The organism is Extibacter sp. GGCC_0201 (assembly GCF_017566055.1).
Taxonomy (GTDB): domain Bacteria; phylum Bacillota; class Clostridia; order Lachnospirales; family Lachnospiraceae; genus Extibacter.
In genome coordinates this window covers 43,096-61,421 of record NZ_JABFCH010000016.1, presented here as the reverse complement: position 1 = coordinate 61,421, position 18,326 = coordinate 43,096, and the positions used below count along the sequence as shown (strand labels likewise).

Below are 18,326 nucleotides of genomic sequence, written 5' to 3'. Positions count from 1 at the left end.
TCTGTCAGCCCTGACTATCACCGAGCATTTCCAGGAAATCTTTTTCAGATATGATGGGAATCCCCAGTTCATTGGCTTTCTTATTCTTGGATGATGTGGATGCCACATCATTATTTATGAGGTAATTTGTCTTGGAAGTCACGGAACCTGTCACTTTTCCGCCAAGGCTTTCTATGAGTTCCTTTACCTCTCCCCGGTTAGCGAAGTGTTCCACACTTCCGGTTATTACAAAGTTAACGCCTGTAAATCTCTGTTCCTGCTGCTTCATCTCCTCTTCAGGTATGGTCAGCTCTTCCAGAAGTTCGCGGAATATACGCACATGCTTCTCATCCGAGAAGTATTCTACGAAGGCCCCGGCTATTACGCCTCCCACGCCCTGTATCGCGCTGAGCTCTTCCACGCCGGCAAGAAGCATCTTATCAATATCATAGCCGAATTCCCTGCATATCATCTTGGCATTGGCTAGACCGATATTGGCTATCCCAAGCCCATAGATGACCCTGGGCAGTGTCGTTGTCCTTGCTTTCTCTATGCTCTCGATTAGATTGCGATAGGATTTCTCCCCGAACCCCTCCATCGTCTGGATCTCTTCCTGGTGACGGTCAAGATGAAATATATCTGCATACTCTTTAATATACCCCTTCACGATGAATTTTTCCAGTGTTGCTTCAGATAATCCTTCAATATTCAGGGCATCCCTGCTTACAAAAAGGGCAAACGACTTCAGATGCTTTGCCTGGCATTCCGGATTCACACAGTACAATGCCCTGGCATTGCTGACCTGCTTCACCTCCGTATCACCACCGCACACCGGACAGTGCGCAGGAATGTCTGTTACGCCGCTTCTCGTCAGGTTCTCGGCTATCTGCGGGATAATCATGTTGGCCTTGTATACTTCTATCTCATCGCCGACGCCAAGCTCCAGCTCCTCCATTATGCTTAAGTTATGGACGCTGGCTCTGCTGACCGTAGTGCCTTCAAGCTCTACCGGCTCAAATATGGCGACCGGATTAATCAGCCCTGTCCTGGACGGGCTCCACTCTATCTCAAGCAGCTTCGTCTCCTTCGTCTCGTCCGCCCATTTGAAAGCAAACGAGTCTCTTGGAAACTTGGAAGTTCTTCCCAGCGACCGGCCGTATTCCACATCATCATATACTAACACAAGTCCGTCCGATGGGAAATCGTTTCCGGCTATTTTTTCCGAAAATTTAATAACTTCTTCCTCCAGCGTATCCTTGGTAACTACGTGATATTCTACTACTTCAAATCCCTGTCCCTTCAGCCATTCCATCTGACAGACTCTCGAATTGCGAAAATCGACCCCCTCTGCCTGTACGAGCGTAAACGCATAGAACCTGACATTGCGCCTGGCCGTAATCTCATTGTTCAGCTGGCGTACAGAGCCGCTGCAAAGGTTGCGGGGATTCTTATATCTTGCGTCGGCATCCTCTATCTCTTTGTTGATTCTTGCAAAATCCTTATATCCTATCACCGCTTCGCCCCTCAGAATCAGCTCCCCTTTATAAGCTATCTGGATTGGGATGTTCTTGAATACTCTGGCGTTGTTCGTGATGACTTCACCGACTTCACCGTTGCCTCTCGTAACTGCTTTATATAACTCCCCGTCCCGGTACGTAAGCACGATCGTCAGGCCGTCCAGCTTCCATGACATCATCACCTTCTGGTCTCCGGCAAACTTTTTGAGCTCCTCTACGTCTTTCGTCTTGTCCAGTGACAGCATCGGACTGTCGTGCCGCTCTTTCGGCAGCTCGCTTTGCACCTCATAACCGACATGAGCGGTAGGACTGCCTGAAAGAGTAATGCCAAGCTCTTTCTCCAAAGACAGCAGTTCGTCATACAGCCTGTCATATTCATAATTGCTCATGATTTCTTCTGCGTCCTGATAATATGCTTTTCCCGCCTTATTCAGCTGTTCTACCAGTTCCTGCATTCTTTCCTTTTTCTGTCTGCTCATATAATTCCATTAACTCCTGCTCTGTCAGTTTTCGATAAGCACCAGGTTTTAGATTCCCCAGTTCAATATTCATAATCCGTATTCTAACCAGCCGCTTCACCTTATATCCGAGCGCGTCACACATTCTTCTAATCTGCCGGTTCAGCCCCTGGGTCAATATGACAGTGAATACATAAGTCCCGCACTTTTGCGCCCTGCACGGCCTGGTGGTCTCATCAAGGCCTTTCTCTCTGTCTGTAATCCTTACGCCTGAAGACATCCTGCTTATGAATTCTTCTGTCACGGGTCTGTCCACCCACACTTTGTATTCCTTCTCATGCCCGTACCTGGAACGCATCATGCCGTTGATAAGCCCGCCGTCGTTCGTCATGATGAGAAGCCCCTCGGAGTCTTTGTCCAGCCTTCCCGCGTACGTAATACGCTCCGGATATTTTAAAAAGCGGATAATATTGTTCTTTACCCGCTTGTCTTCCGTACACACGATACCGGCGGGCTTATGCACCGCCAGCACTATCTTTTCGTCTTTGCCTCTTATGAGTCTCTTGCCTACCCGTACTTCATGGGAGGAATCCACCTGCATGCCGGTCACTGCCTTCTTACCGTCCACCGTCACACGTCCTGCCTCAATCAGCCTGTCGGCCTCACGTCTGGAACAGACGCCCGCCTCACTTATAAACTTATTCAGTCTCATTATTCTTCAGCACTCCGCTTATACTGTTATCTTTTACAAATGTGTTTCCATTATACAAAAATAAAACGCTCGTGATATTATTCTCTTCCATAACCTGATGAATATCCCCATAATAATATCTTGGATCAATAATTATAATCTCCCGGAAGAATGGAGTCAGGAAGGGGACAAGACAATTCGCGTAAGAATCCTTAATAAGCAGCAGCCTGTTTGGCGTATCTGCAGTCGTCTTGATATCAATCATCGAATAATTGCCTCCAAGGAACAGTGCATACTGATCCTTCTCTTTTAGCTTTGAGGAGTCGTAAAGGCTTGCCGACTTTCTCTGCTCATCTACATAGCTGACCATAACATCGGGCGATTTCTCCCCCTTTTCAGGCGCATAGATGTAGATAGGCTCCCGGTATCCCTGCTCATATCCGCTCGTCGCAGACAAGGTGCCGTTAAAATCATTGCTCACCGCATACCGCTCCCATTTTGGACCGTTCGCCGTGTCAAGCCCCATCGCTTCCGCAAGTTCTGCATATGCATAGCTTGCACCAAGTGTCGTCCAGTGGTGGTCCGTGCGGTAATATATATTCTCATCCTTGTGCTTCTTCAGCGTCGTCTGGACATCGACCCAGCTGACTTCTTCTCCCAGTTCTTTTCTTATGCTTTCAAACTGCCTGCCCTGGTCTTCCGTCTCCGCCAGGCCCGGCAGCTTGCCGGACATGATATTGGCTGCATTGGGAACGAGCGCAAAGTAGACAGGGATATCTACATATGATTCCTCGAACGCTTTGATTGCCTCGATGTTCTCTTTCATCTGGTCCTCGTCCGGCTTTGCGATGTCTTCCAGCAGATAGCTGTCCTTCCCCTTAAACACGCCGTTGGAGTCCCGCTTTCCCATCAGAAGGTCCGTATTGGTCTTCAATGCCACCCAGAGGTTTCTAGCCGCAAACTGGTCCGACTTATATGATTCGTACTGCTTCATATAACGGCCGCTTGTGACGCCGGTGACAGTCAGTGAAGGCTTCTGCTCCAGCATACGGTTTTCCCTGTCTGAAAACTCTTTATCACTGTGTATGAGATTGACGAGGCAGACGGCTGCAAGCATGCCGAGGAACAGCAGAGCAGCCGTTTTCTTTATCTGCACTTTTCTTTTTCTTCTGTCTGATTTCCGCTTCATGGCCTGCTCCTAGAATCTAAAATATAAAAATGGGTTATATGTCTCCGTCACGAGATATGCGATGCATAACAGGAACAGGACTCCGTACACGGCAAAGTTGATTGCCGCCTTGTTCTTACCGTCTCTGTATATCACACGTTCATACAAGGTATGGACGGCCGGTGTGGAACCTACGAGCGCTGCAGCCCAGAGCACAAGGTTCGTCACCAGCAGATAAAGCCCTTCTCTATCCACGATTCCGCTTCCTCCCCCGAACATGAGCTTGAGATACTGTACCGCGTGTCCAAGCGTCGGACTGAAGAAAAATACCCATCCGACCATGACAAGCAAGAGGCAGTAGACATGTCTCAGAATACCTGGTATCCTGTCCAGCACCCGGCCCAGGGCATATTTCTCAATGAGCAGCAGGATGCCGTAATACAGGCCCCACATGACAAAATTCCAGCTCGCGCCGTGCCAGAGCCCGGTAAGCAGCCACACGACCAGTATGTTGCGCGCATGTTTCACCACACTGACGCGGTTTCCGCCCAAAGGTATATATACGTACTCTCTGAACCATGAGCTCAGTGATATATGCCATCTCCGCCAAAATTCCGTAATGCTCTTTGATATATAGGGATAGTCAAAATTCTTCAAAAACTGGAATCCGAACATCTTGCCGAGGCCGACAGCCATATCGGAGTAGCCGCTGAAGTCAAAATAGATCTGGAACGTGTAGGCCGCGCACCCAATCCATGCGGTAAGCGTCGAAGTCTGAGCCACCCCCAGTTCTGTCACTTTCGTAAATACCATACCGGTCGTATTGGCAATCAGCACCTTCTTGGAAAGTCCCCGTATGAAAAAGAGCGCTCCATCTCCGAATCTGGCCCAGGATTCCTGGCGGATACGGAGCTGCCGCTGTATATCTGCGTACTTGACAATCGGTCCTGCAATCAGCTGCGGAAACATGCTCACATACAGGGCAAAGTCCAGCAGATTTCTCTGTACCCTCACATTCCCTCTGTACACATCGATGATATAAGACAAGGTCTGGAACGTGTAAAAGGATATCCCGATGGGAAGCGCCAGCTCCCGGTACGGGATGTTCACCGGAAGCACCGCATTGATGCTGTCCAGAACAAACCCCTCGTACTTGAAAAAGCCAAGGATACATAAGTTCACGACGACGTTAAAAATCAGGCTCTGTCGTGCCTTATGCCCGTGTCCCAGGTGCCTTGCTATATCCAGCCCGCTGATATAGTTGAACAGGATAGACAGTATCATGAGGAAGATATAGACCGGCTCTCCCCAGGCGTAAAAAATCAGGCTGCCTGCAAGAAGCACCGGATTCTTAAATGGCCGCGGCACGATATAATATAGGATCAATATAATTGGTAAAAACGTAAATAAAAATACAATACTGCTAAATAGCATTATCCTTATATCCTTTTCTATAAACTCTTTCTGTAAGCCGCCTGTACTGCATCTGCCTTCTTCGTCACCGCCAGCAGTACATAGTCCCCTCTGCTCTCCAGCACCGCCGATCTGATCAGCTTCGTCTGCGCCGCTCCATACCCCTCGAAGCTTTCCTTCTGTGTATCAAGCCTTGCCTGGGCTGCCTTTTCCACACTTTCGGCCTGGCTTGCATCCGCAAGCCGCACGATGAGCAGTTCATTGACTCCCATGACATCGTCGGGAATATAAAGCGTCACGCCTTTGTAGTCATCCGCATTCAGGCCGTAATACTTCTTCAGGTCCTGGGTCGTCCCCTTTTTCATCCCATCCGTCCCCATAACCGAGAGGATATTCTCGTTCACCGTCTTTATCGGCGTGTCCGTCCCACCCTCACTGGAAATCAGCAGGATGACATAGGCTGCCAGCACAAGCACGAGAAAGTATTTTAATATGTTGATGATGTCTATCGTACTATTTTTCCTGCTTTTCATTATAATTCCGCCGCCTCCGCCATGTTCTCCACCCATCCCGGATAATAGTCCGGTGCCTGATGGATACCATCGTCTGCATAATATTCCTCTTTCACGAGACCTGTGTTATCGATAAAGATGACATCCTTCTCTTCACACAGCTCTTTCAGCTTCTCATTATATTGAGGTATATTGCCATACCATGCGTTCGTTTCTATGGCCTGCTTGTCCGCCGGCAGGACGCAGTTGACATACACCTTCGTATCCGGCATGGAGGACCTGATCTCATCGAGCAACCTGCCATAGCCTTCCGCAAATACCGTGGCATCTCCTCTGGCAGCCTCCACATCATTCATGCCGAATGTAAGGAACAGGCATTTCGGACTGGCCGCCTCTGCTTTTTGAATCATGCCCATCGTGCCCGTCTCCTCCGGTCTCGTCACTTCCGCTCCCTTTTCCGCAATGACGAGCGATTGGTCCATAATTCCAAATTCATAGAGCCCCTGCGTAATGGAATCGCCCAGTACAAGACAGTTGGCAAACCGTTCATTGACAGGACGGCTCTTCCGTTCCTCGTCAGCCGCACGTTCCGCCTCTTCCAATTCTTCTATCTTGCTTTCCGCCGCCTTTAGATCCGCCTGCCCCAGCTCCTTCAGCTTCTTTGTGCCCTCTGTAATATCTACGCGGGGATTCAGAAGCTTTACAGCGACGATAATACCACCTATAATTAAAAGAACAACGACAACGATAACCGCCATGCGCAATATCTTGTCCTGTTCTTCCCCCTTGCTCCATTTCTTTCTGTTTTCATCTTTCACGATAACCGATTTCTCCTTCGTGCAGAATCTTCTGATAGCCTGCATTGCTGCACACGTCTGAACATACATGGTTATTGTAATGTTTTCATCTGTAAAAGTCAAACTTATAATGCATTCTCAGACAGGAATTGATATAATATTACTGTCCGCATGCTGCCGGAGGGTTTAGAGATGCCCGATTCATACAACTTACGGACATAAAATACAAAGGAGCGCTATCCATGATTACATTGACACCAGACACAAAGGCCTGCATGTCCCATCTGCTGTTAAAGGACACTTTCGATTCTCTTTCCCTGATAGAGGGCGAAATCACGACATATAACAAATTTACGATTGACGGATATATCCACAAGGATTTCTATGAGGAAGCTCCTGACAGGGAATATTCTCTGTGGAGCGAATTGCGGAGCCACTGCCTGTCTATTATCAAAGGGAAACGTACCCCTCTTGGCTTCAAGTTTATCCTTTCCCTCAGCAGAGAAGATATCATCGGCTTTCTGGAACAGGGCGGCCTTCGCTACCGTCCGGAAGAAATCCAGGGCCTGTATATGAACCTGAGATATGACGGTACCCACCTGGCCTGCGTGACAGGCACTTCTATGCATACCTTCACAATGGACAAGTCGCTGGATGAAGCCTGGGACCGATGGGTGCAGACATTCTACGCGAATGCGGGAATTGCATTTGAGTCATGCCGGTAGGTATCCGGCATACCAGAGGTGATGGACGGTCGGCACCGGACGGGCAGCAATACCTTGTGAGCATTCGAAAAGACCTCTGAGGAGAGGAGTCCTTCCAGATTTCTCTCTTCAGAGGTCTTGCTGCCTGCCTCCGGCTTTACTTCCGGCGCAGACACCAGGCTGCTTCTTATTTAGTCAAAAGCATCATAATCTCATTACTTCTCTGCATGAATGCCGTCATCTCTTCCGGGCTCAGCGGCTTATGTGCCAGCATAGCCAGATCATACAGCTGTTTGCAGATGACCGGTACGCTCTTGGCACGCTTGTGCTCTACGACGAATTTCACCAGCGGATGGTTTGCATTGAGTATGAGCGTGCTTTCTCCACCGAACATTCCGGCATCCATGCCTGCCATACCGTACATCTTCATCATCTCCTGCATACGGCGGTTCTGTTCGGACAGCGTGATTATGGCTGCCGTATTGTCATCTTTTAACTTCTCTACTTTCACATCCAGCTTATCATTGCCAAGCTCCTTGCGGAATATCTCTACAAGGCTGTCCGCCGTCTTCTGGAATTCTTCCTTCTCTTCCTCAGCGACTTCTTCTTTGGCCGAGTCAGTCAGGTCAGCGTCGATACGCTGGAAGCTCAGGTTCGGGTTGCGCTGCTCCATCTGGGTGATGAATGCGGAATCGATGTTGTGGTTCAGGATGACCGCGTCCTGTCCCTGTGACTTGAACAGGTTGATGTACTGGCTCTGCTGCTGCTCGTCTGTCACATAGTAGATGGTCGTCTTCTCTTTTTCTGCTTCTGTTCCTTCTGTACCTTCCGCGCCATCGTCTTCCTTCTCCTTCGGCTCTTCCAGCGAACCGCCGTTTGCCTCGGCACATTCTTTCAGCGTCAGATATTTGTGGTCAATGTTCTTGAATAAGATAGAATCTTTCATCTTATCGCAGAACTTCTCGTCCTTCAGGCAGCCAAACTTCACGAACGGGCTGATATTATCCCAGCACTTCTCGTACTCTTCCTTCTGTGTCTTGCACATCCCATTCAGCTTGTCGGCCACTTTTTTGGAAATATAGTCTGCAATCTTATTGACAAAGCCGTCATTCTGCAGCGCGCTTCTTGATACGTTGAGCGGAAGGTCCGGACAGTCGATGACTCCCTTTAACACCATAAGGAATTCCGGAATCACTTCTTTGATATTATCGGCGATAAACACCTGGTTGTTGTACAGCTTGATCGTGCCTTCGATGGAATCATACTCTGTATTGATTCTCGGGAAATAAAGAATTCCTTTCAGGTTGAACGGGTAGTCCATATTCAGGTGGATCCAGAACAAAGGCTCCTTATAATCCATAAACACCTTGCGGTAGAATTCCAGGTAATCCTCTTTCTCGCACTCATTCGGATGCTTTGTCCAGAGCGGATGGATATCGCTCAGGGAAACCGGACGCTTGTTGATCTTCACCTTCTCTTTTGCAGGTGATACCTCAACCATCTCTTTCTCGCCGTTTTCATTCTCCTTCTCTTCCATCTTGGCTTCTTCATGGATGTGCTCGACGACAACGTCATCCTCTGTAAGATCCGCCTCATCTATCGTCTCATATTCCTGTTCTGCGTCTTCATTAGAAAGGAAGATCTCTACCGGCATGAAAGAGCAATACTTCTCGATGACTTCTCTAACCCGGTACTCATTGGCAAATTCTACGCTGTCTTCATTCAGGCACAGCGTAATCTCCGTGCCGACACCTTCTTTTGTGCCGTCTTCCATCTCGTACTCTGTCCCGCCTTCGCTGACCCAGTGTACCGGAGCCGCGCCGTCCTTATATGATAGCGTGTCGATATGCACTTCATCGGCCACCATGAACGCAGAATAAAATCCAAGTCCGAAGTGCCCGATCATGTCATCCTCTGTCGTCTTATCCTTGTACTTTTCAAGGAATTCAGTCGCTCCGGAAAATGCAATCTGCGTAATGTATTCTTCTACTTCATCCGCAGTCATGCCGACACCATTATCGATAAACTTCAGTGTCTTTTCCTTTGGATTTACGATGACCTGGATAGATGGCTTATAATCGTCAGGTAGCTGATACTCTCCCATCATATCAAGCTTTTTAAGCTTTGTTATGGCATCACATCCATTAGATACCATTTCACGCACAAAAATATCATGATCTGAATATACCCATTTTTTTATAATCGGGAATATATTCTCACTGCTGATAGATAAGTTTCCTTTTTTTCCTGCCATATATATCACTCCTATGTTCTAATATTAAATGTTCCGGCTGAAATCGCCATTTTTTTCTGTCTAACAGTAATAATAATACGGTGTTTTTTAAAAGTCAATAGAAAATTAGCACTCTTTCAAAAAGAGTGCTAACAATCGTGTCATTTTCTTTATTCTATGCTCTTTAATGACTCTACCATATCGATTCTTTTCAGTTTAAAATACATGACCCAGTTGACGAACGCGGAAAAGGCTACCGTAAACAGAAGGCTGTATATATAGCTTGGGAAATTGATGTTTCTGCCGAACATCGCCGCATCAACTTCTACCGTCCTGATAATAAATAGATGGAGCAGCCTTCCCATAATCATGCCGGCCCCGGCGCCGATAAACGTCAGTATGACATTCTCGCGGTATACATAAGCCGCCACCTCAGGGTCATAGAAGCCAAGTACCTTGATCGTGGCAAGTTCTCTCTGCCTCTCCGTTATATTGATGTTATTCAGGTTATAGAGAACGACAAAAGCGAGCATCCCTGCCGATACGATCAATACGACGATGACAAGGTTCAGGCTCCTGAGCATATCATCCAGCTGCTTCTGTATGTCACGCAGATAGCTGATGCTCAGCACGCCGTCCTGCTTGAGTATCTTCTGTCCTGTCTTCTCAAGGGCGCTCCTGGAAGAGTCCTCTGCCTTGAAGAAATAACAGTTATACTCTGCCTTTTCACCATATACCTCCTCATACAGCCCGGGTGTGAGATAGAGGTAGTGTCCCATATAGTTCTCACAGATGGACGCAATCTTCACCGGACGGTTGCCTTCCTCTTCATCCTTGATATAAATCGTATCACCCACTTTGACGTCCAGAAGCTTGGCAGTCTTCTCGCTGATGATTGCACCCTTGTCAGTAAGCTTGTATTTGTCATGGCTCCTGCGGTCTCTGAAATTGATGAAGCTGGATATGTCTTTTACAGACTTCGGTACGCATTCATATGCGTCCCGTTCCCGGCTACCATTTAAGAGCGTTACATTCCGCATATTCACTTCCGTGCACTGTTCCACGTCAGAATCGTGCTTCATAAAGTCCGCCGTTTCCTGCTGTTTTTCTTCTGATATATCCTCTTCGAGATAGGCCATTCCGTCATACACCTGTATCTGGCTGTACTGCAGCTCTGAGATGGCAAATACGGAATCTTTGATGCCGAAGCCGACAAGCATAAGGGCCATGCACCCTCCGATACCGAATACTGTCATGAAAAACCGCTTCTTATACCGCATCAGGTTACGCACCGTAGACTTCCACGTGAAGCTCAGCCGTTTCCATATGAACGCCACCCGTTCCAGAAATACCCGTTTCCCATTCTTCGGCGCGGGGGGCCTCATAAGTACCGCCGGCTGTGCCGCCAATTCCTTATAGCAGGCGGCGAGCGTGGCACCCATCGTGCAGGCGAGCGCCGCCAGCGTAGCCGCCGCGGCATAGGTCAGGTTGTACGGCGTAAGGATGTCTGGTATATGATGGTACATGATTCCGTAGGCATAGATTATGATGTAAGGCAGCACCTTCTCGCCAAACAGCACACCGAAGATGCTCCCTCCGAGCGTGGCGAGCAGCGCATAGCCAAGATATTTGGACGCGATGGTCAGCTTATGATAGCCGAGCGCTTTCATCGTTCCAATCTCCGTGCGCTGCTCCTCCACCATGCGTGTCATGCTCGTAAGGCTGATAAGCGCCGCAACAAGGAAAAACAATACCGGAAATACTTTCCCGATGGCCCGCATACGGTCCGCGTTGTCCCCGTATCCCGTATATTCCGTCAGCACACTCCGGTCGTACACATACCACTTCGGGTTCTTGATCTTCCCTGTCTCCTCTTCGGCATCCGCAATCTTCTGTTCTCCGTCCGTAATCTTCTGCTGGGCCTCGGCCTTCGCTTCCTCATATTCCTTCCTGCCGTCTATAAGCTTGGTCTCGCTCGCTGTAATCTCAGCCTCCGCCTCGTCGAGGGTGTCCTCCTGCTTCGCAAGTTCGGCCCATCCGCTGTCTATCTGTGTCTGGCCGTCCTGTATCTGATTCCAGGCGGCAGCCAGCTGTGCCTCGCTGGCATCCATCTCCGCCTTACTGGCAGCCAGCTGTGCCTCCCCGGCATCGAGTTCCTGCTGGCCGGCGGCAAGTCCGGCTTTGCCAGCTTCGTAAGCCTTTTTAGACTGATCATAGCGGTCCTGGTTACCTTGTAGTTTTACACGCGCATCCGGAAGATCATAATCTCTCAGTCTGTCGCGATCCGCCATTGCATTCTTAATCTTCTCCTGTAAATCCGGCAGCTGCGGATCCGCGGGATCCATCCCGCTTATCTGCTGCTGCAGCTGGACTATCTGCTCCTCCAGCGCGGAAAGCTCCGCCTCTTTCTGGGCAACATCCGCCGCCATAAGATTACATAAGTTATTTAACTGGTCAAGCTGTTCCTTCTGCTGTGCGAACTGTGCCTCAGCGTTTGCCTTCTGCTTATCAAATGCCGCCTTCTGCACGCCAAAGTCCGCCATCCCTTGTTCATAGGCAGCTTTCCCGTCATCCAGCTGCTTTTTGCCGGATTCATACTCTGTCTTGGCATTGTTCAGCTCTTTCTGCTTTGAACGTAAAGTGGATCTGGCTTTCTCCATCTGTGTGCGCCCGTCGGATATCTGTTCTCTTGCATCTGCCAGCTGCTCCTCTCCTTCTTTGAGCGTCTGCTCTGCCTCTGACAGTTCTTCCTCTGCCTCTTTTTTTCCGTCATCCAATTCTTTCTTTGCCTTGTCCAGCTCCTCATTTGCATCTGCAATCAATTCCTGCTTACGGATTTGCCCTCTTTCGCCGGTGATAGCCTCTATGTTATCCTGTACCCCTTTTATCCTGTCCTCATACGCATCCGTATAAGCAGTCAGCCCCTTTGCTCCCTCCGCCTGGACATAGGCTTCTGTATACACATCCATGTCAAATGTGGAATCCGTCACGACAAAAAATCCGCTTAAGGCTCCTGTCCCGATGGTCGTATTCCCTCTGCCAAATGAAATATAACACGGCGTGTTACCTGTGCCGACCACGGTCAGCGTATCCGTCGTAAGCGTATCCGTGACCTTCTTTTCGTCACCGGACTTCAGCTCGATCTTATCCCCTACTTTATAATGCATCTCATCATCGGTCAGGCATTCTCCGGGCTTCGTTGGCAGACGCCCTTCTGTCACGGTCACTTTGTTCATAGACGGCAGCATGGACATGACATGTACCGCTATCTCCCTGTCCTCGCCCTGACAGAGAAAGTCGGCACTATAGCCGCCTTCCGCCTTTATAACTCCGTCTACTTTTCCGATGGCTCGGATATCATCTGCAGTAATTCCAAGCGTACTGACCATCTTGATATCCATCAGTTTTGCCCCATCAAAATAAGCGTCCCCCGTAGCCCGCATATCAGGCTCTGAAGAACGGATCCCCGAAAAGAATGCAACTCCAAGCGCTACGATAAAGAAGATAGAAAGAAAGCGCCCGAGGCTTCTGCGTATTTCCATATAAAAATCTTTTCGTGTTGCCTTTGTCCCCATTTAAACTCCTACCACTCTATAGAATCAACTGAAACAGGATTGTCATTTTCAATCATCTTGGACACTCTTCCGTTTTTTATCTTGATGACACGGTCAGCCATCGGCGTGATAGCCTGGTTATGCGTGATAAGTATAACCGTCATCCCTTTCTCCCTGCACGTATCCTGCAATAGCTTAAGTATCGACTTGCCTGTATTGTAATCCAGGGCACCGGTCGGCTCATCGCACAACAGCAGCTTCGGATTCTTGGCAAGCGCCCTCGCTATGGAGACCCTCTGCTGTTCTCCGCCTGAGAGCTGTGCCGGGAAGTTGGACAGCCGTTCACCGAGCCCGACGTCAACGAGCACTTCCTCCGCATCCATCGGATTCTTGCATATCTGAAGGGCCAGCTCCACATTTTCAAGAGCTGTGAGGTTCGGTATAAGGTTATAGAACTGGAACACGAATCCAATATCATCCCGTCTGTAAGCCGTAAGCTGCTTCTGGCTATATTGGGAAATACATGCTCCATCCACTTCTACACTGCCTTCTGTCGCAGTATCCATCCCGCCAAGTATATTCAGCACCGTTGTCTTTCCCGCACCGCTCGGTCCCACGACTACGGCAAACTCGCCCTTTTCAATCTGGAAATCGATACCGTCGGCCGCCACGATCTCTACCTCTCCCATATGATAAACTTTCCGTACGCCATCCAACGTCACAAAACCGCTCATACAAGCCCTCCCAAACATGCCGTATACTAACAGGCAGAGCCTTTCAGGTATTGCTTCTGCCATATAAAAATGAAATTCATTATTGTCCGTTTTTATTATATCACTTATAATAACACATGGATACTATTGATTTAAAGTTGACAAAAAAGAAAAAAACAGGAGTGAGAAAATGAACCAGACAAGATTTGTCCCCGCCAGATCGGACCGTGAGATACATGATATCGCCGTGCTTGCAGAAGAAATCTGGCACGAACATTTTACAGATATCATCGGAAAAGAGCAGGTGGACTATATGGTCGAAAAGTTCCAGTCCTTTCCAGCGCTGAAAGAACAGATCCAGAACGGTTATGAATACTTCCAGATATACGCCTCCCACACGATGGCGGGCTATACGGGCATCCATGAAGAAGACGGCGCGCTGTTTCTGAGCAAGCTCTATATAAAGAAAGAATTCCGTGGACAGCACCTGGCTTCGGACGCGTTCCGTTACCTCGTGCAGCTCTGTAAAGACAGGGGCATCTCCAAAATCTGGCTCACGTGTAATAAGCACAATGCCAACACGCTTGCCGTCTATGACCATCTCGGGTTTAAGATAACAGATGAACAGGTGGCGGATATCGGGAATGGGTTTGTGATGGATGACTACATACTTGCCTGTCAATTGGGGGGGTAAGTAAATTAGGCGGCGGACAGGGAGCCGGGTGGCATCTGCTCCGATGCGTACGAGGCTCCGACTATTTCACGTATCCCTAACCCTCCGACATGTGCGCCGATAGCGGCTTACATCCCGCAGGATAAGGGCTACGGAAAGGATTCTACGCCTCTTCCGCTTATACCTGCGCATCTCCCACCCGGCTCCCCGCCCGCTATCTACTTTACTTAACAAGGGCGAGGACGGCTGTGTGGCGTTACTGGCCAGCGGATGAACGCTGGCTGCGTCAGTTGAATGATAAGAGTTTTGTTAGCCCAGACGAATCACACAGCCGCCCTCGCCCGTGCCAGTAAAGTAGATAGCCGATGGGGAGGTATGGGACAGATGCGCAGGTCTAAGCGGAAGGGACGGAGAATCCTCACCAGATTCCTTGGCTTGTGGGGTGAGAGCCGCCATCGGCGAACACCCCACAGGCTTAGGAATCTGTGTGATAGTCGCAGTTCCCGGACGCATCGGAGCATCTGCCCCATACCTCCCCATCGGCGTCTACATTACTTAAACTCCTATTTTTTCGGACATCCGGTTACTTTTTTCTCTACATCTGCTATCGTAATCGTCTCAAGATACTTTTTGCAGCGTTCATTCATCTCTCCGTATATACCGTCCATCATTCCTGCCATGCCGGACGCTATCATGCAGTCCATATCAAAGCTTCCTGACTTCCAGGATGCCTTCACGATATCATCTTCCAGCGCGTCGCATATATGCCGTAAGGTTACATCTCGTGCATCAGCCGCCATATGATAGCCGCCTTTGATTCCCTCTTTCGTCTCCACGAGATTTTTTTTCTTCAGCTTTGCCATCACCTTCCTCACCCGCGCCGGATTCGTGCAGATATTTTCAGCCAGCTCTTCGCTGGAAAGCACCGTACCCTTATGATGCAGATATACAAGGCCATGCACTGCAATTGCAAATTCGCTTGTCATCTTATTTCCCACTCCTTTTGCTCTCATCCTCATCCTTTGTATCACCAAAGCCATACGCGAGCACTATCCCAATCAGCGTTCCCATAACCACCGCCCCGACGGGGCTTGCGGTAATTCCTCATCCCCCGCTGTTGCAGCCGATGAATACATAGTACGCAAATCCAAGCGCCGCACCGAGCAGTATGAAACTAATTCTTTTTACGTGTCTTTTCATTGCGGCCTCCTTTCCCTTTCTTGATGGCGTTCGTCGGACACGCCTTGATACAGTCGCCACAGCGGATACATTCCGGGCTGTTGGGCTGCTCCCACACCTTGATATCCATCTTGCATGTCTTCCGGCACTTCCCGCACTTGATACAGTCGTTTTCTTCTATCTGGTATCGGTACAGCGCGACCGGGTTAAAAAAACTGTAGACCGCGCCGAGGGGACAGAGATACTTGCAGAAGGGGCGGTACACCCACAATGACAGTATGATTATGGCTGCCAGTAATGATACCTTCCATATGAACAGGCCGCCCACTGCATTCTGAAGCGATTCATTGAGCAGCACAAGCGGAATACCTGCAGTCAGAGTACCGCTTGGACATATGTACTGGCAGAACCATGGGCTTCCCTGTCCGATGATATCAACGGCAAGCAGCGGAAGCAATAGGACAAACAGAACGAGTATGACATATTTCAGCCACTTGAGCACCTTATGGCCCGGGAGATTCTTTCTCTTCCTGAAGAACGGTATCTTGTACAGCAGATCCTGAATCAGCCCGAACGGGCAGAGCCAGCCGCATATGAACCTGCCAAACAGAGAGCCAAAAAATATCAGGAACCCGGCAATATAGAAGGAAAACTTATAATCTCTGCTCCCAAGCACTGCCTGAAGAGAGCCTATCGGGCACGCCCCGAGAGCACCCGGACAGGAATAACAGTTAAGCCCCGGTACACATGCCGCTTTGGTGGGGCCCGTATATATCTTTCCGGTGAGGAACCCGAACAGGTAACCGTTGGTTACCGCTGTAAAGGCAATCTGCACGCACAGCCTCATCCGTTTTCTAATCGCTTTTATCATCTTAGCCAATTCCTATACACTCCAAACAAATATTTACGGCTTTTGTCAATACGGTCACTGCCTCGCCGCGTGTAATCCCGATGCAGATAAACAATGCGGCGGTCAAAAACAGTGCCGTCCGTATCCATCTTATTTTCCTGCTGTCCATAACTATATCTCACCGAGCAGTTTGTCTATGATGCCGGCCCATTCTGCTTTGTCGCGGGCTCCGGAGTATATCTCTCCAACCTGGTTGCCCTCTTTATCGACAAATATGGTAGTCGGTACGACATTTACAGAGCCAAGTATCCCGGACATCAAATCCTTCGATGCGACAATGTGCGTATAATCTGCCTTCGTAGTGGAGACAATCTCTTCTGCCTTCTCATTTTTCGCTTCCCCCACATCGCTGACGAGACCCACAACCTGCACTCCTTTGTCAGCATACTCACGGCTCAGTTCTCCCAGATCCGGCATCTCACGGATACAAGGTCCGCAGAAAGTACCCCATATATTTACCATCGTAAGGTCGGCTTTGGAAAAGATAGCATCGGAAACCGCTTCCCCTTCCAGCGTCTCAGACTCAAAAGTTCCGAACACTTTGTCTGATTCATCCGATGAGGCTTTGGAACTTTCAGAGCTCTCGGAGCTTCCGGTATCGGCTTTCTTTTCTTCCTTCCCGGTGCTGCACGCGGTGAGCATCAATGCCAGGCTCAATGTTATAATAGTAATTGCTTTCGCTCTTCTTCTCTTCATCATCGTCTCCTTTTCAATCTGTAACATTTATATTTTCAGTTTGTATTGTAATTATACTTGTTACAGTTGCGTTTGTCAATGGTGAAAGCAGCAAAAAAAGTCGAGAAATTTTTTCATTATTTCTTTATACTGAAAACAAGGAGGTAACAGAATGAAGGAACAGATAGAAGCAGTCCAGCGGATGCAGAATTATATCGCCGGCCATCTGTATGAACAGATAACCCTAGCAGAGCTCGCCAGGGAATCTCTGTTTTCCCCGTGGCACTCGTACCGGCTGTTCAAAAAATGGACGAACCTGACCCCGGCGGAATATATCCGCAGGATGCGGCTGTCCGCATCGGCGCTTCGTCTGCGGGACGAAGGATGCCGGGTAGCAGACATTGCATTTGATATGGGCTTTGGAAGCGTAGACGGCTATCAGAGAGCCTTTTACAGAGAGTTCGGATGCAATCCAAAGGAATATATGGAACATCCGGTTCCTTTGTACCTGTTTACTCCGTATGGCGTCATATACAGACAATTCAGAAAGGATGAGCGGAACATGGAAAAAGTAAAGAATGTATTTGTACAGGCGGTCACAAAGCCCGCAAGAAAAGTGATTATAAAAAGAGGAGTAAATGCCGATGATTATTTCCCGTACTGCGAGGAAGTGGGCTGCGACGTGTGGGGGCTTCTGATGAGCATCAAATCTCTGGAAGGGGAACCCGTATGCCTGTGGCTTCCCGACGCATACAGGGCTCCCGGCACCTCTGAATATGTACAGGGGGTAGAGGTGGAGGTAAACTACGACGGCCCTGTTTTGGAAGGCTTTGATGTCATAACACTTCCTGAGGCCGACTATCTTATGTTCAAGGGTGAACCATTCGAGGAAGAGGATTATTGCCAGGCCATCGAAGAGATACGGGACGCTGCCGATAAATATGACCCGTCAACGGCCGGTTACGAATGGGATGCGAGTAATCCGCGTATCCAGCTGGAACCGATTGGAACAAGAGGATATATTGAACTGCTTCCGGTCAGGCAGAAAAAAGACGGCAGAGTAAAATAACGGCTGTGATACGGAAATGCCCCATCCTTTCGTCATGAAGGGATGGGGCGTTTCGATGCTCATTACTATATTAACAAAGGC

General features: G+C 49.0%; 17 protein-coding genes. 3 read left to right on the top strand and 14 right to left on the bottom strand.

Annotated features, from left to right (window positions below):
- Positions 1–4: 4 nt before the first annotated feature.
- Genes ligA through HJV72_RS11730 form a run of 6 tightly spaced genes read right to left on the bottom strand, consistent with a single transcriptional unit; the run spans position 5 to position 6,556 of the window.
- Positions 5–1,951: an NAD-dependent DNA ligase LigA gene (gene ligA / locus HJV72_RS11755; RefSeq protein WP_208071254.1), complete on the bottom strand. Its 1,947-nt coding sequence runs from the start codon at positions 1,949–1,951 to the stop codon at positions 5–7.
- A complete protein-coding gene (locus tag HJV72_RS11750) occupies positions 1,923–2,666 on the bottom strand; it encodes a pseudouridine synthase (protein WP_208071210.1) in 744 nt (247 codons plus the stop codon). The genes ligA and HJV72_RS11750 overlap by 29 nt, the downstream gene beginning before the upstream one ends.
- A complete protein-coding gene (locus HJV72_RS11745) occupies positions 2,653–3,834 on the bottom strand; it encodes a DHHW family protein (protein WP_208071208.1) in 1,182 nt (393 codons plus the stop codon). Before HJV72_RS11745 ends, HJV72_RS11750 begins: the two co-directional genes overlap by 14 nt.
- A 9-nt stretch (positions 3,835–3,843) precedes the next feature.
- Positions 3,844–5,247, bottom strand: coding sequence for an MBOAT family O-acyltransferase (locus HJV72_RS11740; protein ID WP_208071206.1), 1,404 nt, complete (start codon positions 5,245–5,247; stop codon positions 3,844–3,846).
- Between the two features lie 17 nt (positions 5,248–5,264).
- Positions 5,265–5,759 carry a DUF4358 domain-containing protein gene (locus HJV72_RS11735; protein ID WP_208071204.1) on the bottom strand — a complete coding sequence of 165 codons (495 nt, stop codon included), beginning with the start codon at positions 5,757–5,759 and terminating at the stop codon, positions 5,265–5,267.
- Positions 5,759–6,556: an SGNH/GDSL hydrolase family protein gene (locus tag HJV72_RS11730; protein ID WP_330618971.1), complete on the bottom strand. Its 798-nt coding sequence runs from the start codon at positions 6,554–6,556 to the stop codon at positions 5,759–5,761. Before HJV72_RS11730 ends, HJV72_RS11735 begins: the two co-directional genes overlap by 1 nt.
- 221 nt (positions 6,557–6,777) lie before the next feature.
- Here HJV72_RS11730 and HJV72_RS11725 point away from each other — a divergent pair, with 221 nt between their 5' ends.
- Positions 6,778–7,260, top strand: coding sequence for a DUF5721 family protein (locus tag HJV72_RS11725; RefSeq protein ID WP_208071199.1), 483 nt, complete (start codon positions 6,778–6,780; stop codon positions 7,258–7,260).
- 166 nt (positions 7,261–7,426) lie between these two features.
- On the opposite strand, the gene htpG is transcribed toward HJV72_RS11725, so the two are convergent.
- The 3 genes from htpG to HJV72_RS11710 form a co-directional block, all read right to left on the bottom strand.
- Complete coding sequence (gene htpG / locus HJV72_RS11720; RefSeq protein WP_208071198.1) at positions 7,427–9,493, bottom strand: molecular chaperone HtpG; 2,067 nt, start codon at positions 9,491–9,493, stop codon at positions 7,427–7,429.
- A 149-nt stretch (positions 9,494–9,642) separates the two neighbouring features.
- Positions 9,643–13,047 carry an FtsX-like permease family protein gene (locus tag HJV72_RS11715; protein WP_208071196.1) on the bottom strand — a complete coding sequence of 1,135 codons (3,405 nt, stop codon included), beginning with the start codon at positions 13,045–13,047 and terminating at the stop codon, positions 9,643–9,645.
- 8 nt (positions 13,048–13,055) lie between these two features.
- Positions 13,056–13,760: an ABC transporter ATP-binding protein gene (locus tag HJV72_RS11710; RefSeq protein WP_208071194.1), complete on the bottom strand. Its 705-nt coding sequence runs from the start codon at positions 13,758–13,760 to the stop codon at positions 13,056–13,058.
- 169 nt (positions 13,761–13,929) lie between these two features.
- On the opposite strand from HJV72_RS11710, the gene HJV72_RS11705 reads away from it, so the two are divergent.
- Complete coding sequence (locus HJV72_RS11705; RefSeq protein WP_208071192.1) at positions 13,930–14,433, top strand: GNAT family N-acetyltransferase; 504 nt, start codon at positions 13,930–13,932, stop codon at positions 14,431–14,433.
- Between the two features lie 288 nt (positions 14,434–14,721).
- Here the strand turns inward: HJV72_RS11705 and HJV72_RS11700 are convergent, their stop codons facing one another.
- From HJV72_RS11700 to HJV72_RS11685, 5 genes are all read right to left on the bottom strand, one after another.
- Positions 14,722–14,925 (bottom strand): hypothetical protein, encoded by a 204-nt coding sequence (locus tag HJV72_RS11700; protein WP_208071190.1) that lies wholly within the window; start codon positions 14,923–14,925, stop codon positions 14,722–14,724.
- Between the two features lie 50 nt (positions 14,926–14,975).
- Positions 14,976–15,398 carry an RrF2 family transcriptional regulator gene (locus tag HJV72_RS11695; protein WP_208071188.1) on the bottom strand — a complete coding sequence of 141 codons (423 nt, stop codon included), beginning with the start codon at positions 15,396–15,398 and terminating at the stop codon, positions 14,976–14,978.
- Positions 15,399–15,586: 188 nt separating this feature from the next.
- Positions 15,587–16,462, bottom strand: a complete 876-nt coding sequence (locus tag HJV72_RS11690) for a 4Fe-4S binding protein (protein ID WP_208071186.1) — start codon at positions 16,460–16,462, stop codon at positions 15,587–15,589.
- 1 nt (position 16,463) lies between these two features.
- Positions 16,464–16,610 (bottom strand): CD1871A family CXXC motif-containing protein, encoded by a 147-nt coding sequence (locus HJV72_RS19985; RefSeq protein ID WP_256435958.1) that lies wholly within the window; start codon positions 16,608–16,610, stop codon positions 16,464–16,466.
- Positions 16,611–16,612: 2 nt separating this feature from the next.
- Positions 16,613–17,197: a TlpA family protein disulfide reductase gene (locus HJV72_RS11685; RefSeq protein ID WP_243765619.1), complete on the bottom strand. Its 585-nt coding sequence runs from the start codon at positions 17,195–17,197 to the stop codon at positions 16,613–16,615.
- 151 nt (positions 17,198–17,348) lie between these two features.
- Here HJV72_RS11685 and HJV72_RS11680 point away from each other — a divergent pair, with 151 nt between their 5' ends.
- A complete protein-coding gene (locus HJV72_RS11680) occupies positions 17,349–18,245 on the top strand; it encodes a helix-turn-helix transcriptional regulator (protein WP_208071182.1) in 897 nt (298 codons plus the stop codon).
- Positions 18,246–18,326: the final 81 nt, after the last annotated feature.

What these genes read in the sequence shown, in the direction of transcription:
- HJV72_RS11745 (WP_208071208.1), bottom strand. Translation starts at nt 3,834, where the DNA reads ATGAAGCGGAAATCAGACAGAAGAAAAAGAAAAGTGCAGATAAAGAAA.
- HJV72_RS11695 (WP_208071188.1), bottom strand. Translation starts at nt 15,398, where the DNA reads ATGACAAGCGAATTTGCAATTGCAGTGCATGGCCTTGTATATCTGCAT.
- HJV72_RS11725 (WP_208071199.1), top strand. Translation starts at nt 6,778, where the DNA reads ATGATTACATTGACACCAGACACAAAGGCCTGCATGTCCCATCTGCTG.
- ligA (WP_208071254.1), bottom strand. Translation starts at nt 1,951, where the DNA reads ATGCAGGAACTGGTAGAACAGCTGAATAAGGCGGGAAAAGCATATTAT.
- HJV72_RS11680 (WP_208071182.1), top strand. Translation starts at nt 17,349, where the DNA reads ATGAAGGAACAGATAGAAGCAGTCCAGCGGATGCAGAATTATATCGCC.
- HJV72_RS11690 (WP_208071186.1), bottom strand. Translation starts at nt 16,462, where the DNA reads ATGATAAAAGCGATTAGAAAACGGATGAGGCTGTGCGTGCAGATTGCC.
- HJV72_RS11735 (WP_208071204.1), bottom strand. Translation starts at nt 5,759, where the DNA reads ATGAAAAGCAGGAAAAATAGTACGATAGACATCATCAACATATTAAAA.
- HJV72_RS11705 (WP_208071192.1), top strand. Translation starts at nt 13,930, where the DNA reads ATGAACCAGACAAGATTTGTCCCCGCCAGATCGGACCGTGAGATACAT.
- HJV72_RS11700 (WP_208071190.1), bottom strand. Translation starts at nt 14,925, where the DNA reads ATGCGTCCGGGAACTGCGACTATCACACAGATTCCTAAGCCTGTGGGG.
- HJV72_RS11740 (WP_208071206.1), bottom strand. Translation starts at nt 5,247, where the DNA reads ATGCTATTTAGCAGTATTGTATTTTTATTTACGTTTTTACCAATTATA.
- HJV72_RS11715 (WP_208071196.1), bottom strand. Translation starts at nt 13,047, where the DNA reads ATGGGGACAAAGGCAACACGAAAAGATTTTTATATGGAAATACGCAGA.
- htpG (WP_208071198.1), bottom strand. Translation starts at nt 9,493, where the DNA reads ATGGCAGGAAAAAAAGGAAACTTATCTATCAGCAGTGAGAATATATTC.
- HJV72_RS11750 (WP_208071210.1), bottom strand. Translation starts at nt 2,666, where the DNA reads ATGAGACTGAATAAGTTTATAAGTGAGGCGGGCGTCTGTTCCAGACGT.
- HJV72_RS11685 (WP_243765619.1), bottom strand. Translation starts at nt 17,197, where the DNA reads ATGAAGAGAAGAAGAGCGAAAGCAATTACTATTATAACATTGAGCCTG.
- HJV72_RS19985 (WP_256435958.1), bottom strand. Translation starts at nt 16,610, where the DNA reads ATGGACAGCAGGAAAATAAGATGGATACGGACGGCACTGTTTTTGACC.
- HJV72_RS11710 (WP_208071194.1), bottom strand. Translation starts at nt 13,760, where the DNA reads ATGAGCGGTTTTGTGACGTTGGATGGCGTACGGAAAGTTTATCATATG.